This window comes from Streptantibioticus rubrisoli (genome assembly GCF_024436055.1).
GTDB classification, from domain to species: domain Bacteria; phylum Actinomycetota; class Actinomycetes; order Streptomycetales; family Streptomycetaceae; genus Streptantibioticus_A; species Streptantibioticus_A rubrisoli.
The window spans coordinates 217,086-238,159 of record NZ_JANFNH010000002.1; the positions used below are offsets into that span (position 1 = coordinate 217,086).

At 71.2% G+C, this 21,074-nt stretch carries 19 protein-coding genes; 10 read left to right on the forward strand and 9 right to left on the reverse strand.

All coding sequences use genetic code 11. The annotated features are described in order from the left end of the window. The first annotated feature begins 14 nt into the window (after positions 1 to 14). The 3 genes from NON19_RS04295 to NON19_RS04305 are packed head-to-tail and all read left to right on the forward strand — an operon-like array spanning position 15 to position 1,833. On the forward strand, positions 15 to 785 hold the full coding sequence (locus tag NON19_RS04295) for a uracil-DNA glycosylase (RefSeq protein ID WP_255925224.1): 771 nt from the start codon (positions 15 to 17) through the stop codon (positions 783 to 785). 53 nt (positions 786 to 838) lie between these two features. Then, the gene (locus tag NON19_RS04300; RefSeq protein ID WP_255925225.1) at positions 839 to 1,126 is read left to right on the forward strand and encodes a hypothetical protein; all 288 of its coding nucleotides are present in this window, start codon (positions 839 to 841) and stop codon (positions 1,124 to 1,126) included. 47 nt (positions 1,127 to 1,173) lie between these two features. Next, positions 1,174 to 1,833, forward strand: a complete 660-nt coding sequence (locus NON19_RS04305; RefSeq protein ID WP_255925226.1) for a PhzF family phenazine biosynthesis protein — start codon at positions 1,174 to 1,176, stop codon at positions 1,831 to 1,833. Between the two features lie 58 nt (positions 1,834 to 1,891). Here NON19_RS04305 and NON19_RS04310 read toward each other — a convergent pair whose 3' ends face one another. The 6 genes from NON19_RS04310 to NON19_RS04335 all read right to left on the reverse strand — a co-directional run bounded on the left by NON19_RS04310 (position 1,892) and on the right by NON19_RS04335 (position 6,780). Next, positions 1,892 to 2,284, reverse strand: coding sequence for a CBS domain-containing protein (locus NON19_RS04310; RefSeq protein WP_255925371.1), 393 nt, complete (start codon positions 2,282 to 2,284; stop codon positions 1,892 to 1,894). A 299-nt stretch (positions 2,285 to 2,583) separates the two neighbouring features. Beyond that, entirely contained in the window at positions 2,584 to 3,090 is a 507-nt protein-coding gene (locus NON19_RS33070) for a hypothetical protein (protein ID WP_303653306.1), read from the reverse strand. 162 nt (positions 3,091 to 3,252) lie between these two features. After that, positions 3,253 to 4,197, reverse strand: coding sequence for a polysaccharide deacetylase family protein (locus tag NON19_RS04320; protein ID WP_255925227.1), 945 nt, complete (start codon positions 4,195 to 4,197; stop codon positions 3,253 to 3,255). Between the two features lie 486 nt (positions 4,198 to 4,683). Further along, entirely contained in the window at positions 4,684 to 5,028 is a 345-nt protein-coding gene (locus NON19_RS04325) for a histone-like nucleoid-structuring protein Lsr2 (protein WP_255925228.1), read from the reverse strand. 272 nt (positions 5,029 to 5,300) lie between these two features. Further along, complete coding sequence (locus tag NON19_RS04330; protein ID WP_255925229.1) at positions 5,301 to 6,059, reverse strand: PP2C family protein-serine/threonine phosphatase; 759 nt, start codon at positions 6,057 to 6,059, stop codon at positions 5,301 to 5,303. 70 nt (positions 6,060 to 6,129) lie between these two features. Then, entirely contained in the window at positions 6,130 to 6,780 is a 651-nt protein-coding gene (locus NON19_RS04335; RefSeq protein ID WP_255925230.1) for a ScbR family autoregulator-binding transcription factor, read from the reverse strand. 141 nt (positions 6,781 to 6,921) lie between these two features. Between NON19_RS04335 and NON19_RS04340 the strand changes: the two genes are divergently transcribed. Both NON19_RS04340 and NON19_RS04345 read left to right on the forward strand, forming a co-directional pair. Continuing rightward, positions 6,922 to 7,842, forward strand: a complete 921-nt coding sequence (locus NON19_RS04340) for a ScbA/BarX family gamma-butyrolactone biosynthesis protein (protein WP_255925373.1) — start codon at positions 6,922 to 6,924, stop codon at positions 7,840 to 7,842. 16 nt (positions 7,843 to 7,858) lie between these two features. Continuing rightward, complete coding sequence (locus NON19_RS04345; RefSeq protein WP_255925231.1) at positions 7,859 to 8,776, forward strand: NAD-dependent epimerase/dehydratase family protein; 918 nt, start codon at positions 7,859 to 7,861, stop codon at positions 8,774 to 8,776. 80 nt (positions 8,777 to 8,856) lie between these two features. Here NON19_RS04345 and NON19_RS04350 read toward each other — a convergent pair whose 3' ends face one another. From NON19_RS04350 to NON19_RS04360, 3 genes are all read right to left on the reverse strand, one after another. Continuing rightward, positions 8,857 to 10,596 (reverse strand): TIGR03767 family metallophosphoesterase, encoded by a 1,740-nt coding sequence (locus tag NON19_RS04350; protein ID WP_255925232.1) that lies wholly within the window; start codon positions 10,594 to 10,596, stop codon positions 8,857 to 8,859. Between the two features lie 194 nt (positions 10,597 to 10,790). Next, positions 10,791 to 12,704 carry an ABC transporter ATP-binding protein gene (locus NON19_RS04355; RefSeq protein WP_255925233.1) on the reverse strand — a complete coding sequence of 638 codons (1,914 nt, stop codon included), beginning with the start codon at positions 12,702 to 12,704 and terminating at the stop codon, positions 10,791 to 10,793. Positions 12,705 to 12,869: 165 nt separating this feature from the next. Continuing rightward, positions 12,870 to 13,274 (reverse strand): DUF2076 domain-containing protein, encoded by a 405-nt coding sequence (locus tag NON19_RS04360; protein WP_255925234.1) that lies wholly within the window; start codon positions 13,272 to 13,274, stop codon positions 12,870 to 12,872. Between the two features lie 236 nt (positions 13,275 to 13,510). On the opposite strand from NON19_RS04360, the gene NON19_RS04365 reads away from it, so the two are divergent. From NON19_RS04365 to NON19_RS04385, 5 genes are all read left to right on the forward strand, one after another. After that, positions 13,511 to 15,907, forward strand: a complete 2,397-nt coding sequence (locus NON19_RS04365; RefSeq protein ID WP_255925235.1) for a phosphoketolase family protein — start codon at positions 13,511 to 13,513, stop codon at positions 15,905 to 15,907. A gap of 80 nt (positions 15,908 to 15,987) precedes the next feature. After that, positions 15,988 to 18,426, forward strand: coding sequence for a glycoside hydrolase family 65 protein (locus NON19_RS04370; RefSeq protein WP_255925236.1), 2,439 nt, complete (start codon positions 15,988 to 15,990; stop codon positions 18,424 to 18,426). 82 nt (positions 18,427 to 18,508) lie between these two features. Next, a complete protein-coding gene (locus NON19_RS04375) occupies positions 18,509 to 18,937 on the forward strand; it encodes an Hsp20/alpha crystallin family protein (protein WP_255925237.1) in 429 nt (142 codons plus the stop codon). 33 nt (positions 18,938 to 18,970) lie between these two features. Next, positions 18,971 to 20,374, forward strand: a complete 1,404-nt coding sequence (locus tag NON19_RS04380) for a nicotinate phosphoribosyltransferase (protein WP_255925238.1) — start codon at positions 18,971 to 18,973, stop codon at positions 20,372 to 20,374. Then, the gene (locus tag NON19_RS04385; RefSeq protein WP_255925239.1) at positions 20,371 to 20,970 is read left to right on the forward strand and encodes a class I SAM-dependent methyltransferase; all 600 of its coding nucleotides are present in this window, start codon (positions 20,371 to 20,373) and stop codon (positions 20,968 to 20,970) included. Before NON19_RS04380 ends, NON19_RS04385 begins: the two co-directional genes overlap by 4 nt. Positions 20,971 to 21,074 lie beyond the last annotated feature (104 nt).

The window sequence follows — 21,074 nt, forward strand, 5'->3', positions numbered from 1 at the left end:
GCGATCCTTGGGGCATGCGCGACGATCCGTCCTACCCGGCGCACCGGGCGCCCCGGGCGGCATCGCTGCCGGAGCTGGACGCGGCGGTGCCCACCTGCCGGGCCTGCCCGCGGCTGGTGGAGTGGCGTGAGCACGCCGCGCGGGTCAAGCGCAGGGCCTTCCAGGACTGGGACTACTGGGCCCGGCCGGTGCCCGGCTTCGGGCCGCCGGACGCGGCACTGGCCGTGATCGGGCTGGCGCCCGCCGCGAACGGCGGCAACCGCACCGGCCGGATCTTCACCGGCGACCCGTCCGGTGACGTGCTGTACGCGGCGATGTACGAGGTGGGCCTCGCCTCCCAGCCGACGGCCACCCATCCCGGCGACGGGCTGGAACTGTACGGGGTGCGGATCGCCGTGCCGGTGCACTGCGCGCCGCCGCAGAACCGTCCCACCACGGCCGAGCGGGACACCTGCCGCCCGTGGCTGGCACGGGAGCTGGACCTGCTGCGGCCCACGCTGCGGGCCGCGCTCGCGCTCGGGTCGTTCGCCTGGCAGGCGTCGCTGCCGGTGCTGGCCAGCGCGGGATGGCGGCTGCCCAGGCCGCGCCCGGCCTTCGGGCACGGGGCGCACGTGCTGCTGGCGGACGAGCGCGGCGGCCCGGGACTGCATCTGCTCGGCTGCTACCACCCCAGCCAGCGCAACGTGTTCACCCGCCGCCTCACCCCCGCCATGCTCCGCGACACGCTGCGCGAGGCCGCCGAACTCGCCGGGCTGCCCCGGCCGCCGTCCACCGACCGCCGCTGATCCCCGCCCCCGCCCGACATGCGCGGTGCGCCGACCTGGCGGAAGGTGAGCATATGAACCAGCATCACCACCACCGCTCGCCCGCACGGGCCTTCGACATCGACACCCGCCTGGTCACCGCCGGAGCGATGCTCACGGTGTGCGGCTCGCTGGTGGCGTGCGCCGGTTTGGCACTCGCTGGTTTCGCGCTGGTCAACGCGGGACGGCAGTGGGTACGGCAGATGGAGGTGCCGCCCGGCGAACTGGCGGCGGCCAAGCTGCGCCAGGCCAAGCAGGCGTCGCTGGCGGGCATGCAGGCATGGCAGGCGGCCCAGGGCGACGGGGGCAGGACGAATCCCTGACGGCACCCTCCGGTCGCCCGGCGCGCGGCGGGTGCTTCAATCGCGGCATGGTTGATCATGTTGTGCTGCGCGTTTTCGTCGGCCCCGACGGGCGCGGCGGGAACCCGCTCGGCGTCGTCACCGACGGCGCCCAGGTGCCCGACGCGGACGAACGGCAGCGGCTGGCCGCCCAACTCGGCTACAGCGAGACGCTGTTCGTCGACGACGCCTCGCGTGGCGCGGTCGACATCTACACCCCCAGCGCCCGGTTGCCGTTCGCCGGGCACCCGCTGGTCGGCATCTCCTGGCTGCTGCGGGAGCGCGGCCAGGGAACCGAGGTGCTGCGTCCGCCCGCGGGGGACGTGCGGACGTGGGCGGACGGCGACATCACCTGGATCCGCGGCCGCGCCGAGTGGGCGTCCGGGCGGCGCACCCGTCAGTACGCCTCGGCGGCCGAGGTCGACGCCCTCCCCGCACCGCCGCCGGGCGAGGGCTGGCTGTACGCCTGGGCGTGGCTGGACGAGGCGGCCGGGCGCGTTCGGGCCAGGGCCTTTCCGCGGCGCGGCGACAACATCGTGGAGGACGAGGCGACGGGCGCCGCCGCGGTCATCCTGACCGCGGAACTCGGCCGCCCCCTGGACATCCGCCAGGGGGCGGCCTCGCAACTGCTCACCCGCCCGCACGGCACCGGCTGGATCGAGGTCGGCGGCCGCACGGCCTTCGCGTGACTGCTCGCGGCAGCCGGTGACCGCGACCCGCGCCAGCCCCTAATGCGTCGGGATGTGGTCACCGGGCGGAGTAGACGGCGTCGCAGAACTCGGCGATCTCGTGTTCCGGCAGGTTGCGGACGACATCCGCCTCGCTGATGACGCCGACCAGACGCTTCTTCTCCAGCACCGGAAGCCTGCGGATCCGGTGGTCCTCCATCATGTGCAGTGCCTCGCCGACGTCCGCGTCGGCGTCGATCCAGTGCAGCTCGCTGGCGAAGTCACGGGCCTTGACATTCGCCGGATCCTTTCCTTCCGCACAACACTTGATCACGATGTCGCGGTCGGTGATGATCCCGGTCAACCGGTCGTGGTCACAGATCGGCAGCGAACCCACGCCGAGGTCGCGCATCATCATCGCGGCGTCCTTGAGGCTCTTCTCCGCGTCGACGCACTGGGCGCCCTGGTGCATGATGTCGCGGGCCTTGCCTTGGAGTGCTGTCTTGCGCTTCGCCACTGTGGCTCACCTCCTCGGTGATTCCCGGCCATGCCGGTATTCCTCTGCCAGGGCGAACCCGTGCATACCGAGAAAAGTGCTGGACACCTCCATACTGACCACGCGCCGCGCATCACACCATCGGAGGCGCCCGAACGGGTGAACTTCGCGCGCTAAGCGCTTCGCCGGAAGTGCCGCGATGTGCCGTCGATCGGCTGCGGCACCGTCGTCCCACGGGTCGCTGCCGAACCGCAGCGGACTCCACCCCGACCTGCTTACTGGCCGACGACCCGGGCCCGCAGGTGGACCAGTCCCGCGACCCCGAACTGGAGGGTCAGGGGCAGTGTGCCGTTGGCGACGGCGCCGTTCACCTTGGGGAGTTGGACGTCGGGGCCGTTGTGGCCGCCGAAGGTGACGGTGGTGCCGGGGTCGAGCAGGACGCCCGAGGTGGACAGCGAACCGTTGCCGGTGCTGTTGCCGCGCAGCGCGGCGCGGCCCCCGTTCGGGGTGGCGACCATGGCCAGGTGCTCCGGAACGGTGCCGCCGTTGCGGATGGACATGGTGAGCTGGCCGGTGCTGATGTGCGCCACGGCGTTGTGGACCGCCAGGTTGGTGCCGGGCACCTGGATGGTGAGCTCGCCCGGGGTGGTGGCGGTGTCGCTCGGCGTGGCAGGGCCGGTGGGTCTGGTCTGACCGCCCGAACAAGCCGTTGTCAGAAGGAGGGCGGCGGCCGCCAGCACGGCCGCGCGGCGGGTTCGGGGGATGACGCCGCTGCGTGTCATCCCTGCATTATGCGCCTGCGGGCGGGGCGTCGAGGGCACGGGCCGGGGGCGCCGGGGGCTTGGTCCCCCCGGCACTCCTCCCCGCGCGATGGCGAGCCGCCACAACGGTGCGGCCCGGCGGTGCCGGACCGATCGGGGCCGACGCCCGTCAGCCCCGGAGGGTCAGCGGGCCGGGTAGCTGTACGTGTAGCCCTGGGCGTCCAGCTGGTCCAGCAGTGCCGCGAGGGCCGCGACCGACTGGGAGCGGTCGCCGCCGCCGTCGTGCATCAGGATGATGCCGCCGGGCCGCAGCTCCTGGTTGATGGTCTTCATGATCGCCGGGGCACCGGGCCGCTTCCAGTCGTTGGTGTCGACCGTCCAACCCAGCGGGCGCAGGCCGTGATCGGCCGCGATGTTGCGGATCGCCGGGCTGAAGTCACCGCCGGGCGCACGGTAGTACCACAGCTTCGCCCCGGGACCCGCGGCAGCGGCTATCTCCCGCTGGGCGTCGACTATCTCGTGTGTGTTGTAGTCCAGGGACTTCTTGCTCTGCTGCTCGTCGTGGTGCACCGAGTGGTCGCAGAGCCGGAACCCGTCCTCGGTGATCTGCTTGGTGAGGTAGGGGTAACGCTGGGCGTTCGGACCTATCTCGCAGAAGGTCGCCTTGGCGTGGTGCTGCTTGAGCAGCGCCAGCACCTGCGGCGTCCACCGCGGGTCGGGACCGTCGTCGAAGGTCAGCGCCACCGACTTGCCGCCGTCCTCCGTACCGTGCTGGATCGACGTGCTCACCAGCGGCGTACCGGACGGCGCGCCGGCGGACGGGCTGCCCGGCTGTGCGCCGCCGCTCTGCGCCGGAACCGGGGCGGAGGTCGGGGACGAAGCCTGTCCCGTCGGCGCCGAAGAAGCGGTCGGCGACGGCGAGAAGACGGAACCGGAGGCCGACGCGGCGGCGGAGGGGGCCCCGGAGGCCGACGGGGAACCGGTGGCGGTCCTGCCGGGGGAGGCGGCCGACGCCGAGTCGATCGACCGGGTGTGTGCGTGGACCTGTGGGCCGCACGCGGCCAGGGCGGCGCCGGAGAGCGTCACCATGAGGGCGGCTGTCGTCCTCTTCGCACTGGCGAATGCCACAGCTGTACCTCCAACGGCATCGTTGATGGGATGCCTGAATTGCACCTTCAGTAACTGTTCATGCGCAGGGAGTACGGATCGGATTGCGAGTCGGGATCAGCCGGTGAGGCTGTGGGAATCCGGCGCGACGGGCCGCACTGTATGGCCAACGGCGGCCGACTCGCTCATCTCCGGTTCACTTCATGCAGAGAATCGAATACGGAGAGTCCGATTTGCGCTTTATGTCGTCAACCGTAGGGGAAGGTGGGCGCTCAGCCTAGAGCGTTTGATGTGAGATATGTCCCTTATGCTCTACGGCCCTGGTGTGACGGGAGGGGAAACGGGCTGACGTGGCCCCTCGTTCGGCTGACGGTGGCCGCCTGGCCGTGACGGCGGCGTCCGTATCCCAACCCGCCCAGTATGGCGGGTGGTTGGGGGTTTGGGGACCGTGCCCGACGAAAAACGGCGGCGGACGACGGTCCCGCACCCCTCGATCGGAAAAGGCAGTTAGCTCGCGGACTGGTACCGCTCGATGACATCGCCCGGAATCCGGCCGCGCGGACTGACCTCGATGCCCTGCTCCTTGGCCCAGGCGCGCACCTTCACCGGGTCGGGGCCGGTGGCCGCGGAACCCCCGCTCGCCGACCGCTTGGCCGGGCCGCGGCGTGAACTTCCCGTTTTCCTGCCGTGCCGGATGAAAGGCGCAAGGGCCTCAAGGAGTTTGTCGTAGTTGTCGGCGCCGAGGTCGATCTCGTAGCCGATGCCGTCGACGCTGAAGGTGTGGGTGGCAATGTCGTCACCCTGTTCACCGCTGATGTCGTCGGTGAAAAGGGTGATCACGCGCTGAACCATTGTCTTGGATCCTTTCCAGGCAGGCCAGTGGATGCTACCGGTGTCTGCTCTTGGGACCCAAAGGCACCGGGAAATACCCGCTGTTCCACACCGTTCGGCCCGGCATACCGCTCAACTGGTGCGTGCGCGGCGACATCTGCGTCCTGGGGTCATTGCCGCCAGTGGGGGCGACGCAGAACCGAGCTTCGCGGAGTCGGTGCGCGGGACGCCGTACAACGTGCCGCATTCGCGGGGGCGTTGGCCCGGGGCGGCCCGCGGCGCGGGCGCACGGTTCATGGCGACGGGGGCGACCACTCGCCGATGCGCACCACGGCCAGCGTGATGTTGTCCGGGCCGCCCGCCTCGATCGCCGCCTTCCACAGCTCGAAGGCGGCGCGGCCGTCCTCGTACTCCTGCAGCAGGCCGTTCAACTCCTCGTCGGGCACCGGGTCGGTCAGACCGTCGGTGCACACCAGGAACCGGGCGTCCTCGGTGAGCGGATGGCGCAGTACGTGCGGTCGCACCTCGCTGAACTCGAGCCTGCCACCCAGGGTTTGCGTGACGACGTTGGTGGTGCGCTGTCCGGGCGCCAGCGGCGGGTTGTCGTCCACGCTGAGCTGACGCAGACCGTCCTGGCCGACGTCGAAGACCCGGCTGTCGCCGATGTTGAACGCGAGCGCCGACTCCGGCAGCAAGACGACGCCCGCGACCGTGGTGCCCATGGTCCGCAGATCGGGGTTGGCGTCGGCCGCCGCGTACACGTCGTGGTTGCACGCCTTCAGCGCGTCGCGGAGGTTGGACTCGGTGTCCAGTGCGCGGCCGACCCTGGACAGTCGGCGCACGGTCAGCGCGCTGGCCACCTCACCGCCCGGCTGCCCGCCGAGCCCGTCCGCGACCGCGACGACCAGCGGGGTGCCGAAGGGGAACAGCAGCGTCTGGGGATTGTCCGTCACGGTGCCGCACAGTGTCCACGGCCCGACCGCCAGGCTGTCCTCGTTGTGCTCCCGTACCAGCCCGACGTGGCTCAACGCGCTCACCGCGAGATAGGCCATGACGCCTCCCGTCACGGTCCATGGTAGAGCGCCTGGTCGTCGGCGACCGCTGGACGCGATCGCCCGGAATTCACTCCACGCCGACTCGCTCGGCGCTGTTGTGCCGCTGTGGCGCGCTGGTGCCGCGTGGGTCGATACGAGGCAGGACATAAGGCGCGCCAAGTCCGGGGAGGATGTGCTCCCACAAATCAGTCACGCGTTGCGGGAGATCCGCCCGGCCGTTGAGCGTCTCGGACAGCAGCTGAATACCGGTGAAGCAGCCGATGATGAGTTCGGCCGTTCTCCGCGGATTGATGTGCTTGAGGACGATTCCATCGCTCTGCGCCTTTTCCAGTAAAGAACAGGCGATGTCCGTCCACTCGCGGTAGGGCTGGGTGGCCGGTGCGGTGAAGGAGCCCTCGATGACCAGCCGAACACCGGCCTGCATCATCGGGTTGTTCTGAAGCTCGCGCGCCATGAAATGTGAGGCGTCGATCGCCGCCTGGAGGGGGCAATCGACGGCGTGCGGCGGCAGCAGACGGGTCTGTTCCTCGATCACCGCTTTGGCCAGGTCCTCCTTCGAGGCGAAGTGGAAGTACAGTGCGCCCCTGGTGGTGCCGGATTCCTTCAGGACGTCTTCCACGGCGGAGGCTGCGTAGCCGTTCTTGGCGAACACCACGGCGGCGGCGTTGAGGATGCGTCGGCGAGTTTCCCTGGCTCGCTCTTGCTTCGGTTCTCGCACTTTGAGTTCTCCAGGCGCGCCCGCACGCCATCAGGGTTCGGGTGAGCGTTTCGTCATCTTCGAACGCTAAACCAACTGACTTTCCGGTAGGTATCCTAGCAGCGCAAAAAAGGCAGCCCCCGACGAGGCGGAGTGGTGAACATGTCCATACCCGGGCTGATGGATCCATGGCAGCGCGAGTTCACCGGTACCGCTCCTCGGGAGTATGTGCACCGCCGAGCCATTGCCGAGGTCTTCCTTACCGACGCCTGGCGATGCGTCGGTAAAGACGCCTTCACGTTGATCACGCAGTGGCCGCGTGCTCACCTGCTCTACGCCCCCCTCCATGGCCGCTGGTACGACCCCATGGTTGCCGTGGAAACCATCCGGCAGGCCGGTTTGCTGGTCGCCCATGCCGAATACGGCGTCCCGCTAGGATATCAATTCATAGTGGAATCAATAGAGTTGACGACCCACAAGGCGGTCCCGGTCGGCCCCCTCCCCGCCGAACTCGATCTGCGGGTCGACGCCGACGACTTCAGATGGCGAGGTCAGCGCCTGTCCCACATGCGGTGCACGTTCCACTTCTGGCAGGGGTCCGAGAACGTCATGACCGGCAGCGGGACCTTCACCTGCGTCCCTCCCCGTCTGTACCGGCGGCTGCGCGGCTCCAGGGCCGCAGCCGTCCTGACGCCCCCGCAGCCGCCCGTGCCCGCCGCGGAAACCACCGGCGGACGCCACGAGCAGAACATCCTCCTGGCACCCGGCCGCGGACCGCGCTCATGGCAGCTGAGGGTCGATCCACTCCACCCCGTGCTCTTCGACCACCCCGTCGACCACATGCCGGGCATGGCCTTGCTGGAGGCGGCACGACAGGCCGCCGAAGCCGTCACGGACCCCGGCCTTCTGCCCACCCGGATACGGATCGCCTTCGAACGCTACGTAGAGTTCGGTTCCCCTTGCTGGATCGAGGCCGATCCGGAGCCATCAGGCGACGACGGAACCACCGAGGTGAACGTGATCGCCTGCCAGAGCGGCACTCCAGCATGTAGGGCCACCATCGTCATGAAACCCGGCGCATGAGGGACGGGGGAAGACAGTGCGCGTACTCATCACCGGTGCTTCCGGCTTCATCGGACGGCGGGTCGTCGGGGCCGTGGCGGCGGAAAGCGTCCATCTGCGTCTGCTGCGGCACAACAGCGGTCTCCAGGACACTCCGCGCGATGCGCAGCTCGCGCGCGCGGACCTGACCAACCCGGCATCGCTGCGCGGACTGTGCGACGGGGTGGACGTCCTGGTGCACTGCGCCTCACACATAGGCGATGCCCCCGAACTGTGCGAAGCCGTCAACACCGAGGGCACCAAGGCGCTGGTGGCGGAGGCGCACGGCGCCGGGGTACGGCGCATCGTGTACCTCAGCACCGCGGCCGTCTACGGCGAAGGGCCCTTCACCAACGTCAGGGAAGGGCAGTTCGCCCCCCGACCCGTATCCGTCACCAGCAGCACGCGGCTGGCCGCCGAGAAGGTGGTACTGGCGCACGGCGGAACCGTCCTGCGGCCGCACCTGGTGTACGGGGCGGGGGATCGGTGGGTGATCCCGGCGACCGTCTGGACGGCCTCCACCGTCAAGGCCACCGTCGACGGTGGCCGCGCCCTGCTGTCACTGATCGACGTGGACGACCTGGCCCGCGCCATCGCGGCCTGCGCCCTGAGCCCGAGGCCCCGCCCGGGCGTCTACCACGCCGCTCATCCGCAGCCGGTTCCGCTGAAGGAACTGCTCGATGTCGTCACGTCGCGACTCGGCCTTCCCCGAATCGAGGAAGACCTTCCCTATGACCTGGCCCTGGAGCGCTTCACGGCGCACGGTGGCCGTAAGCGCCATCTCGACATGATGGCGCGGGACCATTGGTTCGACAGCACAAGGCTCTGGTCCGACTTCGACTGCGTCCCCGGCGAGGGGTTCCGCGCACAGTTCGCCCGCCATGCGGACTGGTACCGCGACCACCTGAGGCTCTGAGCACATCAGGTGCCCTCCCGCGTGTGGGCACCTTCTGCGGCGGGCCCCCAGACCAAAGCGGCCTGGGGGCCCGTCAGTCGTTAGGAGCGCGGCTTGGCCAGCAGCAGTTCGGTGTTGTGGTCCGTCGCGGTGCCGAGCTTCTGTGCGGGGGTGGCGTACGGGTCGTTGTACGACAACTCCCGGTACAGCGCGGCCAGTCCGGCGTCGGAGGTGTCGCCGAAGTCCGTGCCGTAGCGGGCGGCCGACTCCACCACGGTGGTGAACAGCGACAGGGTGCCGTCGCCGTTGTCCGCGATCTCGATGATCCGCGCGTGCTGCGGATAGTCGATGTGCGAGGCGGTGTTGATCTCCCAGAACGCCCGCTCGGGCACCGCGTGGCCGTGCGGGATGATCTGGTTGGTGTGGGTGTGGCCGTTGACCCAGGCGACCACGTTCGGATAGCGCTGCAACAGCGCCACCAGGGTGTTGCCGTCGTGCCGGGCCTCGAACGGATGGTACGGATCGGGCAGCAGGTTGCCCATGGAAGCGCTGGTGTGGTGGCTGAAGATGACGACCAACTGGCTGGAGCCGCCGCCGCGCACCAGGTTGCCGTCCGTGTCGTACCAGTGGTCGCTGTGCTGCTTGAGCACCGACTCCAACCAGTCCAGCTGCGCGGTACCGATCGAACCGTCCGCGAAACCCGCCCGGTTGGTGGTGTCCAGGCTGATGCCCAGCACACCGTGCGAGACCGGGAAGGTGTAGTACAGGTGGCCGCTGCTGGCGGCGTCCGAGGTGAAGCCGTGCCCCACCGGTCCCGGGCCGGTGTAGGCCGGGTTGAGGTGGGCCTGGGCGAACTCCTTGGGGCTGAACGGCATTCGGCGCGGATCGGCCGTCACCTGGCGCACCGGCCCGCCGTCGGCCAGCAGCCGGGCCAGCATCGCCACCGCGCTCGCCGGATCGTTGCGCAGCGCGTCGGCCAGTTTGGCCGCGTCGGCGTCGTCGCACCCTTCGAGCTTGCGGTCTCCGGTGTAAAGGGAGTTGAGCAGCCCCAGATCGGGCAGCGAGCCCTCGATGCTGTCGTCGTGGTTGCCGACCGTGGTGTACCAGGGGGTGCGCAGTCCGGGCGCGGTGAACGCACCGCCCGCGGCGGACAGGAAACCGGGCACCTGCGGGAAGCCGTGCGCCTTGTAGTCGTCCTGGAAGGACGACTCCGGGTTCCAGTACAGCGCGCCGCCCGAGTCCTGCACGCCCTCGTAGCGCTTCGGGTCACCGCTGTTGGGGGTGATCCGGCCGCCGCTCATCACCGCCAGGTACCAGTCGAGTTCGATCCTCTCGTGGTTGTCGGTGTTGTCGCCGGTCGCCATGACGAGTGAGAACGGCATGCCCGTGAAGGGGCCGCCGGGCAGCGAGTTGATCCGCTCCACCAGCGAGGAGGCACCGCGCACGGTCAGCGCCTCGTGCGGGCGGTAGGCGCTGTCGAGGTAGCGGGCGAGGTACTCGAACCGCACCGGGGACTCGGTGTCCACCAGGTGCAGATCGGTGAACTGTACGAACGACGCCACGGCGGTGCGCCGGTCATCGCGGGTCGCCGCCGCGGAGGCCAGGTCGGTGCGCACCACCAGCGGCCAACCCGGGCCTGCCTGAAGCCTCTTGTACGCTCCACCGTCGCTCGGCGTCGCCACCTGCTCCAGCGTGGTGCCCGCGGTACGGACGGCCCGGGTGGCGGTGGTGGCCAAGGCGCGGTCGCGCGTCGCGGCGGAGGCGAACCCGCCGCCGACGGCGACGGCCGCGGCGGCTGCCGAGGCTCCGGTGATGAACTGGCGTCTGCTGTATGCGGGCATCCAGCGTTCTCCTGACGGTCGGTGGGGGGACGACTCAAGCGCGTCCGTCGCGGTACGCGCCCGAGGCCCCGACGCCGGGCTACCCGCAGGTAACGCGCCGTCCGCCAGAATGCCCGCAGACATTGGTCCTGCTGTGAACAAATGGCGAAGCAATGGTGAGGAATCGTTGTCGTGTTGGGCCGCCCGGCCGGGTCTCAGGAGATCTCGCCCGGCACCTCGTTCGCCGCGGCCGACGCGGTACCGCGGTCGTTCTGCAGCGACCACAGGTCACGGAACAGGCCCGGCACGGCGACGAGTTCGTCGAACGTGCCCTGTTGGACCACCCGGCCGCCTTGCAGCACCACGATGCGGTCCGCGATCGTCACATTGGTCAGCCGGTGGGTGACCAGCACCACGGCCCGGTCCGTCGCGATGGCCCGTAGCCCGGTGAACACCCGGTGCTCGGCGCGCGGGTCGAGCGCCGCCGTCGGCTCGTCCATCACCAGCAGCCCGGCGGGCCGGTGGAACGCCCGGGCCAGCGCGATGCGTTGCCACTGCCCGCCGGACAACTCCTCACCGCCCAGCCACTCGCGGGCCAGCAGGGTGCGCAGGCCCGAGCGCAGACCGCGCACCACCTCATGGGCGCCGCTCGCCTCGCACGCCTGCCACACCGCGGTGTCGCCCAACGGCACCGGCTGGCCGAGGGTGATGTTCTGCCGGGCGGACAGTGGCCAGCGGGCGTACTCCTGCGGCACCACCGCGACCCGTTGCCAGGCCGCCAGCGGATCCACCTCCCGGGTGTCCACCCCGTCCCAGCGCACCACACCCGAGGTGGGCAGGTAGAGCCGGGTGAGCAGCTTGGACAGGGTCGTCTTCCCCGAGCCGTTCTCCCCGACCAGCGCCAGCACCTCGCCCCGGCGCACCGTCAGCGTCACCCCGTCCACGGCGTTGCGCTCCGCGCCCTCGTACCGGTACACCAGGTTGTCCGCCCGTACCTCCCGTGGCGCCGAGGGCAGCGTGGACCCGCGGCGCAGCCGGTAGCCATCGGCCTCGTCCAGGAACCGCGACCAGTCGTCCAGGTACATCCCGGTACGGAACAACCGGGCGCCGCAGCCCACCAGGCTCTGCACCGACGCCGTGACGGTGCGCAGCGCGAACATCGCGGTACCGGCCGAGGCCACCGACATCCGGCCGGTGCCCAGCAGCAGCATCAGCGCCGCCCACACCAGGCTGGACGCCAGGCCGCCGACCGCCGCGCCGACGAGTGCGGTGCGCGCGCCCCGGCCGACGGCGCGGCGCTCGGCGGCGTTCACCCGGTCGGTAATCGTGCGGTACTTGCCGAGCAGAAAGCGCGCCATGGTGCCGGAGCGGATCTGGTCGGCGGCGTGGGTGTCCGCCATGTGCCAGCGCAGCACCGACAGCATCCGGCGGTGGCCCACCGTCCGCATCGCTGCCAGATGGCTGACCCGGGCCGCCCGCACCTGCGCCACCCCCTGCGGCAGCCCGGCGAGCACCAAGAGCGGTAGCAGCACCGGGTGCAGTGCGGTGAGCACTCCCGCCCCGGCGATCAGCGAGGCGGTCGCGGAGAGCAGGTCCTGGCCCTCCTGGATGAGGTCCTGCGACACCTGCGCGCCGTGCTCCGCGGCCTCCCTGCGGTCGTTGAAGCCAGGGCTGTCGTAGGCGGCCAGTTCCACGTTGATCGCCGCGTCAAGCAGCATCAACTCCGCTTCCTGGGACATCAGCGGAGCCAGCCGGGCCGACAGCCAGTTCACCGCGATGCCCAGCACCGCGCGCAGCCCGGCAGCGGCGGCCAGCACCGTCAGCGACGGCCAGGCCGCCCACAGCCGTTGCCCGACCCGCCCGGAGGAGATCAGCGCCGTGATCGTCCCGGTGGTGGCCAGCAGCCCGAAGGCCTGGGACAGTCCGGACAGCACCTGGCACAACAGCAGCCCGATGACCGACGGTTGGTCCGCGCGCCAGGCCAACGCCGTGGAACGGCACAGCAGTTGCGGCAGTCTGCGCGCCATCTGCCGGGTGGTGATGGACTTTCCGCACTCCCAGCGCGGGTCGTCGTCGAGTGGGACGTCCAGTTCGTCGTCGGACTCCGCCGGCACAGTGGCTTCGACCATGGCGCCCCCACTCGGATCGGGGTCCTCGACCCCACGCGATGGCCGGACGCTATTGGGGGCGAACCCCGCCGTGCCGGGCATTCGCCCGAAGAACGCCCGATCGAGTGGATGCCGCGGCTACAAGGAGCCGCGGCTAGAAGAAGCTGCGTCTACAAGAAGCCGTGGCTAGAAGAAGCCGCCGTCGTCGTCCACCACATCCTCGTAGACGTCGGTCTCCTCGTAGTAGTTGTTCTCGATGATGGTGCGCGGCCGCTCCTCCTCCAGCATCTCGCCGATCAGCGCTCCGCCCACCAGGCCAGCCACGCCCGCGCCCACCACGGCGGCGGTGCTGTGGCCCGGCCGCTGCTGCGGGTAGCCGGGCTGGGCGTACCCGGGCTGCGGGTAGCCCGACTGCTGGGGGTAACCGGCCTGCGGATACCCGGCCTGCGGCTGGTAGAACGGCGGCGACGTGGTCTGCACCCGCTGCGCGCACGGGCCGCAGGCCTGCACGGGGCGGGGCACTCCCCACTGCGGCGACCACATCACGCTCACACTGCCGGGCGCGTGCGCGGAGTCGAAGAAGCAAGTCATGTGTGCCCCCTTGGGGTCACCGGCGGCTTCCCGCCGGACGGACGTTCGGTACCGCACCCTGCCGATCCCGTCCGCGCAGGGTGCGGCCAGCGTACCCGCGCCCGTCACCGGGCCTCGCGTGGGCCGTTCAGGCTCTGCCTGACGGCCTGAACGGGCCTTACCCGGCATACCGGGTACACCCCACGCTGAGAAGCGGTATCAGCCGCATCCCGGGTACCGACGATTCGGAGGACGTCATGACCGACGCGCGGCCAGCCCCGTCCGGTTCCCTCACCGAGGAGGAACTGACCGGACTCGACGCCCACTGGCGGGCCGCCAACTACCTCGCGGCGGGCCAGATCTACCTGATGGCCAACCCCCTGCTCGCCGAGCCGCTGCGCCCGGAGCACATCAAGCCGCGGCTGCTGGGCCACTGGGGCACCTCGCCGGGGCTCGCCTTCGTCTACACGCATCTGAACCGGCTCATCAAGAACCGCGGGCTGGACGCGATGTGCGTCTGGGGGCCTGGACACGGCGGCCCCGCGGTGCTGGCGGGCTCCTGGCTGGACGGCAGTTACGCGCAGAGGTATCCGGACGTGAGCCGGGACGAGGCGGGCATGGCGCTGCTGTTCCGGCAGTTCTCCTTCCCCGGTGGGGTGCCCAGCCATGTCGCGCCGCAGACGCCCGGCTCCATCCACGAGGGCGGTGAACTCGGCTACTCGCTGGCGCACGCGTACGGGGCCGCGCTGGACAACCCCGATCTGCTGGTCGCCTGCGTGATCGGGGACGGTGAGGCGGAGACCGGGCCGCTGGCCGCGGCCTGGCACTCCACCACGTTCCTCGACCCGGTGCACGACGGCGCGGTGCTGCCGATCCTCCATCTGAACGGCTACAAGATCGCCAACCCCACGGTGCTGGCCCGCCTCCCGCAACAGCGACTGGACGCGCTGCTGCGCGGCTACGGACACGAACCGCTCCACGTCACCTGCGCGGACGGAGACGACCCGGGCACGGTCCACCAGGCCATGGCCGCGGCCCTGGACACCGCCGCCGACCGGATCGCCGAGATCCAGCGCGCCGCCCGCGACGACGGCCGCGCCGAGCCCCCGTGCTGGCCGCTCATCGTGCTGCGCACCCCGAAGGGCTGGACCGGCCCCGCCGAGGTCGACGGCCTCCCGGTGGCCGGCACCTGGCGGTCGCACCAGGTACCGCTGCCCTCGGTCCGGGAGAACCCCGAGCACCTGCGCCAACTGGAGTCCTGGCTGCGCTCGTACCGGCCCGAGGAGCTGTTCGACGAGCAGGGACGGCCGCGTCCGCCGGTGCTCGGCGCCGTACCCGACGGCGACCGGAGGCTGGGCGCCACCCCGCACGCCAACGGCGGGGTGCTGGTACGCGAGCTGCCGCTGCCGCCGCTGGAGCGGTTCGCGGTGCCGGTGGACAAGCCCGGCGGCACGCTGCACGAACCCACCCGGGTGCTGGGCGGGCTGCTGGAGGCGCTGATGGCGGCGACCGCGCAGCGCCGTGACTTCCGGGTGGTCGGACCGGACGAGACCGCCTCCAACCGGCTGCAGGACCTGTACCAGGCCACCGGCAAGGCATGGCAGGCCGAGGTACTGCCCACCGACGAGCATCTGAGCAGGCACGGCCGGGTGATGGAGATCCTCTCCGAACACACCTGCCAGGGCTGGCTGGAGGGCTATCTGCTCACCGGGCGGCACGGTCTGTTCTCCTGCTACGAGGCGTTCGCGCACATCGTGGACTCGATGGTCAACCAGCACATCAAGTGGCTGAAGTCGGCATCCGCGCTGCCCTGGCGGGCGCCGGTCGCCTCCCTCAACTACCTTCTGACGTCGCACGTCTGGCGGCAGGACCACAACGGCTTCTCCCATCAGGACCCCGGCTTCGTGGACAACGTGCTCAACAAGTCCCCGCGGACCGTGCGGGTTTACCTGCCGCCGGACACCAACTCCCTTCTGGTGGTGGCCGACCACGTACTGCGCACCCGGGACCGGGTCAACGTGGTGGTCGCGGGCAAGCAGCCGTGCTTCGACTGGCTCACCCTGGACCAGGCCAGGGCGCACTGCGCGCGCGGCGCCGGGATCTGGGAGTGGGCGGGCACCGAGACCGGGCACGGCGAGCAGCCCGATGTCGTACTGGCCTGCGCGGGCGACGTGCCGACCCAGGAGGTGCTGGCGGCGGCCAAGCTGTTGCGCGGTCAGCTGCCCGAGTTGGCGGTGCGGGTGGTGAACGTGGTGGACATGACGCGGCTGATGCCGGAGCGGGAGCATCCGCACGGGATGCCGGACGCGGAGTTCGACGCGCTGTTCCCGCCGGAGCGGCCGGTGATCTTCGCCTACCACGGCTATCCATGGCTGATCCACCGTCTGGCCTACCGCCGCGCGGTCCATCCGCGGTTGCACGTACGCGGCTACAAGGAGGAGGGGACCACCACCACACCGTTCGACATGGTGGTCCGCAACGACCTGGACCGCTACCGGCTGGTCATGGACGTCATCGACCGGGTACCGGGCCTGGCGGTGTCCGCCGCCGGGGTGCGCCAGGCGATGGCGGACGTCCGTACCCGCCACCACCGGTGGATCCGCGAGCACGGCGCCGACCTGCCCGAGGTCGCCGACTGGTCCTGGTCCGGCTGAGCAGCAGATGCCGTCAGGTCCACTGGCGGCCACCCTGGAGGGACGCGGCCGCGATCAGCGAGAGGCGGTGGACGGGCGCGATGCCGGAGGACTGGACGTGGGAGTACGAGGGCTGGCACCCGGCGGAGGAACGGCTGCGTGAATCACTGTGCACGCTCGGCAACGGCTACTTCGCCACCCGGGGCGCCGCCACCGAGGTCTTCGGCGGCCCCGCGCACTACCCCGGCACCTATGTGGCGGGCTGTTACAACCGCCTGGTGTCACATGTCGCCGGACGCCGGGTGGAGAACGAGGACCTGGTCAACCTGCCCAACTGGCTGCCGCTGCGCTACCGCGTCGCCGAGACCGAGGACCGGCCCGCCTCCGCCTGGCTCACCCCGGCCAACCGCAGCCTGCTGGGCTACCGCCAGACCCTCGACCTGCGGCGGGGCACCCTCACACGGCGACTGCGGTTCACCGACCGGCACCGCGCCGACCACCCCCACCTGAGCGTGGAGCAGGTCCGGCTGGTCCACATGGGCTCACCGCACCTGGCCGCGCTGCGCACCACGTTCACCGCCGAGGACTGGTCGGGCAGCCTGGACCTGGAGGCCGCCCTCGACGGCCGCACCACCAACGCCGGGGTGGAGCGCTACCGCCAGCTGAACGGCCACCACCTGGGCAGGGTGCGCACCGGCGCGGAGGGCCCGGACATCCTGCGGCTGAGCTGCGCCACCCGCACATCCGGCGTTCGCATCGCGCTGGCCGCCCGTACCGAGGCATGGCAGACCGCTGGCGACGGCGAGACACCCGTGGCCGTGGCGCCGTGGGCGCGGCTGGGCGAGCGCACCGCGAGCCACCTGCTGACCGTACCGATCGCACCCGGACAGCCGGTCGTGGTCGACAAGATCGTGGCGCTGCACACCTCGCGGGACCCGGCGGTCAGCGACCCGGAGGAGGCGGCGCTGTACGAGGTCTCGCACGCCCCGGCCTTCGCCGAACTGCTCGGTTCGCACGAGGCCGCCTGGGAGCGGATGTGGCGGCGGGCCGAGCTGGACGTCTCCGGGGAGCCGGGCCGCATCCTGCGGCTGCACCTGTTCCACGTGCTGCAGACGCTCTCCCCGCACACCGCGGGACTCGACGTCGGCGTGCCCGCCCGCGGACTGCACGGCGAGGCCTACCGGGGACATGTCTTCTGGGACGAGCTGTTCGTGCTGCAGTACCTCAACCTGCACTTCCCCGAGGTCTCCCGGGCGCTGCTCGACTACCGGTACCGACGGCTGCCGCGCGCCTGCCGGGCCGCCCGGCAGGCCGACCGGGCGGGCGCGATGTACCCGTGGCAGAGCGGCTCCGACGGGCGCGAGGAGGCCCAGACGCTGCACCTGAACCCGCGCTCAGGACGCTGGCTGCCCGACCACTCCCATCTGCAGCACCACGTCGGCTCGGCCATCGCCTACAACATCTGGCGGTACGGACAGGCCACCGCGGACACCGAGTTCATGTACACCAGGGGCGCCGAGATGATGCTGCAGATCGCCCGCTTCTGGGCCAGCGCCGCCGAGTACGACCCCGCGATGCGCCGGTACCGGTTCCGCGGCGTGGTCGGGCCCGACGAGTACCACGACGCGTATCCGGGCGCGCCGGAGCCGGGGGTGGACGACAACGCGTACACCAACGTGACGGCCGCCTGGGTGCTGGCCCGGGCGCTGGAGCTGGCCGAGGTGCTGCCCGGGCCGCCCCGGCGGGAGCTGTTCGAGCGGATCGGCCTCGCCGAGGACGAGCTGGCCGGGTGGGAGGACATCTCCCGGCGGGTGCGGGTGCCCTTCCACGCCGGTGTCATCAGCCAGTTCGAGGGGTACGGCGAGCTGGCCGAGCTGGACTGGGACGGCTACCGGGAGCGGTACGGCGACATCCGCCGTCTGGACCGGATCCTGGAGGCGGAGGGCGACACCACCAACCGCTACCAGGCGTCCAAGCAGGCCGACGTGCTGATGCTCGGCTACCTGTTCCCGCCCGCCGAACTCGCGGCCGTCTTCCAGCGGTTGGGATACGCCGTGGACGACGCGCTGTGGCGGGCGACCGTCGACTACTACCTGCGGCGCACCAGCCACGGGTCCACGCTCAGCGGCCTGGTGCACGGCTGGGTACTGGCCAGGGCCAGGCACGCCGACGCGTGGAAGTACTGCCTGGAGGCCCTCACCAGCGACGTGGCCGACCTGCAGGGTGGCACCACCGCCGAGGGCATCCACCTGGGCGCCATGGCCGGAACGCTGGACTTGGTGCAGCGCGGCCTGACCGGACTGGAGACCCGGGACGACACCCTGTGGCTGGATCCGGCACCGCTGCCGGAACTGTCGGAGTTCGACCTCACCCTGCGCTATCGCGGCCAGTGGGGGATCGGGCTGCGGATGAAGCCCGGACAGCTGCTGATCAGCGTCCCCGTCTCGAACGAGGCACCGGTGCGCTTCGCACTCGGCGACCGTGCCTGGAACGTCGCCCCGGGCAGCGAACGGGTGGTCGCGCTGCCGACAGGGGAATGAGTACCGGCCCATGTGCGTCCGGCCGGTGTGGGCGCGACGCTGGATAGCGGGGGAGCCTACGGCAACGGGAAGGGAGTAGGCGATGAACCACGTACTAGAGCGCCTTCACAAGCGGCCGTTCGCGCTGCAGGACGTGTTCGACTGGTTCGAGACGGGCCTGCCCGGACTCCACCCGCCGGGCCTGCACAGCATCCGCATCGAGGAGCGTTCCACCGATGTCGCGTATGTCGTGAGCGCCGAACTGCCGGGCATCGACCCGGCCAAGGACGTGGAGATCACGGTGGACGACGGAACGCTCACACTGCGCGCCGAGCGCGCGGAGCGCACCGAGGACGTACGCCACTCGGAGTTCCGGTACGGGGCGTTCTCGCGGTCCCTGCGGCTGCCGCCGGGGGCGCGCGCCGACGACGCGACGGCCGCCTACAAGGACGGCGTGCTGACCATCACGGTGCCCGTCTCCGAGCGGGAGACGGCCAGCAGGAAGATCACCGTCAGGCACGAGGGGAAGTGATCACCGCACCGCCGCGGGAAGGGGTCGGTACCGATGTCGACGGCGACCACCACGGACCTCTACGAGGTGACGATGGCGCTGTCGTACCTGGCCGAGGGCATGACCGAGCCCGCGACCTTCGACCTCTTCGTACGTGACCTGCCGGACGACCGCGGGTTCCTGGTCGCGGCGGGCCTGGAGCCCGCGCTTGACTATCTGTCCGGGTTCCGGGTCACCCGCGAGGACGTCGAGGCGTTCGCGGCGGTGCTGCACCGGCCCGCCGCGGAGCTCGAACCGCTGCTGGGGCTGGAGTTCACCGGCGAGGTCCGGGCGGTGCCCGAGGGCCGGATCGTGCTGGCGGGCGAGCCGCTGCTGGAGGTGACCGCGCCGCTGCCGCAGGCTCAGCTGGTGGAGACCTACCTGCTGAACCTGGTCAGTCATCAGACGATGATCGCCTCCAAGGCGGCCCGCTGTGTGCTGGCCGCCGACGGCCGACCGGTGGTGGACTTCTCGCTGCGGCGCACCCAGGGAACCCAGGCCGGGATGCAGGCGGCCCGGCTGGGCGCGCTGGTGGGCTTCGCCGGGACGAGCAACGTGGCGGCGGCCGTCGCCTACGGGCTCGCCGCCAGCGGCACCATGGCGCACTCGTACGTGGAGGTGTTCGCCAGCGAGGAGGCGGCCTTCAGGGCCTTCGCGCGCAGCCATCCGGGCCCGGTGACCTTGCTGGTCGACACCTACGACACCGAGCAGGGCCTGGCCACCGCCGCCCGGGTGCTGCGCGAGTTGGGCCTCGGCGAGGGCTGCGCGGTCCGGCTGGACAGCGGCGACCTCGCCGCGCTGGCCCGGCGCGCCCGGCGGATCCTGGACGACGCGGGGCTGCCGATGGTGCGGATCGTGGCCAGCGGCGGGCTGGACGAGTACGCGGTGGACGACCTGGTCGGTGCCCGGGCGCCGATCGACGTCTTCGCGGTCGGCACCCGGGTGGGCGTGTCGGCCGACGCGCCGTACCTGGACTCCGCGTACAAGCTGGTCGCCTACCGCGGCCAGCCGGTGATGAAGCTGTCGTCGGCGAAGGTGACGACCCCCGGCCCCAAACAGGTCTTCCGCCGCCCCGGATACGCCGACGTGATCGCCCTGCGCGACGAGCCGCCACCGCCGGACGGCGAGCCGCTGCTGCTGCCCGCCATGGTCGACGGGCGGCGCGTCGACGGGCCGTCCCCGGTGGCCGACGCCCGTGAGCGGTTCACCGCCGATCTGGCCGGACTGCCGCCCGCCGCCCGGCGGATCCACCACCCGGTGCCGCCGCACGCCGTCTTCTCCGAGGCGCTGACCGCACTGACCGGCAGGGTGCGGCACCACATCGAGGACGATGTCGTCGGCACCCACCGGCGGCCCGCGCCCGGGGAGTTCGTGCCCGGACCCCCGCGCGGTCGGCGGCCGGAAGGCGGCGCACCGTGACCGTGCTGTCCCGCGTGCTCGACCCTCTCTTCGCTCGCCCTCGCGGCCTGGCCGGGCGGCTGGGCGGCGCGCTGATGGCGCGCGGCAACGCCGGGCAGGAGCGGTGGGCCGTCCGGGCGGCCGGACTCCACCCCGAGGAGCACGTCCTGGTGGTGGGGCCGGGCCCCGGCGTCGGGCTCGATCTGGCGGCGGACGCGGTGGGGCCTGACGGGCTGGTCGTCGGGGTGGACCCGTCGGCCACCATGCGCCGCTTGGCCGAGGCACGCTGCGCCGTGGGCATCGCCGCCGGACACGTCCAGGTGCGGGCGGGCCGGGCCGAGCGGACCGGCTGCCAGGACGCGTCGATGGACGCGGTGATCTCGGTGAACAACGTGATGCTGTGGGACCGCCCGGCGGGCTTCCGTGAACTGCTGCGCGTCCTGCGCCCCGGCGGACGGCTGGTGATCACCGTGCACCGCCATGTGCTCGGCGTACCGCCCCAGCAGGTGGTCGGCGACGCCGTGGCGGCTGGTTTCACCGAACCGGAGCTGACCTTCCGCGAGCGCCGCGTCATAGGCGACGCCGTCCAACTGCTGCTGCGCCGCCCCGCCCCGTGACACCGCGCCCGGCCGATGGCCGCCCGCCGGTGCGTGGGGTCTACTTGGCGATGAGGGGACTGCCGTGAGCGCACAGCCGATGCGGGACCGGTGGCCGGTGGCGG

Bases quoted from the DNA above. Each gene is read 5' to 3' on its own strand.
- NON19_RS04295 (WP_255925224.1), top strand. From the start codon at position 15: ATGCGCGACGATCCGTCCTACCCGGCGCACCGGGCGCCCCGGGCGGCA.
- NON19_RS04300 (WP_255925225.1), top strand. From the start codon at position 839: ATGAACCAGCATCACCACCACCGCTCGCCCGCACGGGCCTTCGACATC.
- NON19_RS04305 (WP_255925226.1), top strand. From the start codon at position 1,174: ATGGTTGATCATGTTGTGCTGCGCGTTTTCGTCGGCCCCGACGGGCGC.
- NON19_RS04310 (WP_255925371.1), bottom strand. From the start codon at position 2,284: ATGCACCAGGGCGCCCAGTGCGTCGACGCGGAGAAGAGCCTCAAGGAC.
- NON19_RS33070 (WP_303653306.1), bottom strand. From the start codon at position 3,090: ATGACACGCAGCGGCGTCATCCCCCGAACCCGCCGCGCGGCCGTGCTG.
- NON19_RS04325 (WP_255925228.1), bottom strand. From the start codon at position 5,028: ATGGTTCAGCGCGTGATCACCCTTTTCACCGACGACATCAGCGGTGAA.
- NON19_RS04330 (WP_255925229.1), bottom strand. From the start codon at position 6,059: ATGGCCTATCTCGCGGTGAGCGCGTTGAGCCACGTCGGGCTGGTACGG.
- NON19_RS04340 (WP_255925373.1), top strand. From the start codon at position 6,922: ATGTCCATACCCGGGCTGATGGATCCATGGCAGCGCGAGTTCACCGGT.
- NON19_RS04350 (WP_255925232.1), bottom strand. From the start codon at position 10,596: ATGCCCGCATACAGCAGACGCCAGTTCATCACCGGAGCCTCGGCAGCC.
- NON19_RS04355 (WP_255925233.1), bottom strand. From the start codon at position 12,704: ATGGTCGAAGCCACTGTGCCGGCGGAGTCCGACGACGAACTGGACGTC.
- NON19_RS04360 (WP_255925234.1), bottom strand. From the start codon at position 13,274: ATGACTTGCTTCTTCGACTCCGCGCACGCGCCCGGCAGTGTGAGCGTG.
- NON19_RS04365 (WP_255925235.1), top strand. From the start codon at position 13,511: ATGACCGACGCGCGGCCAGCCCCGTCCGGTTCCCTCACCGAGGAGGAA.
- NON19_RS04370 (WP_255925236.1), top strand. From the start codon at position 15,988: ATGCCGGAGGACTGGACGTGGGAGTACGAGGGCTGGCACCCGGCGGAG.
- NON19_RS04375 (WP_255925237.1), top strand. From the start codon at position 18,509: ATGAACCACGTACTAGAGCGCCTTCACAAGCGGCCGTTCGCGCTGCAG.
- NON19_RS04380 (WP_255925238.1), top strand. From the start codon at position 18,971: ATGTCGACGGCGACCACCACGGACCTCTACGAGGTGACGATGGCGCTG.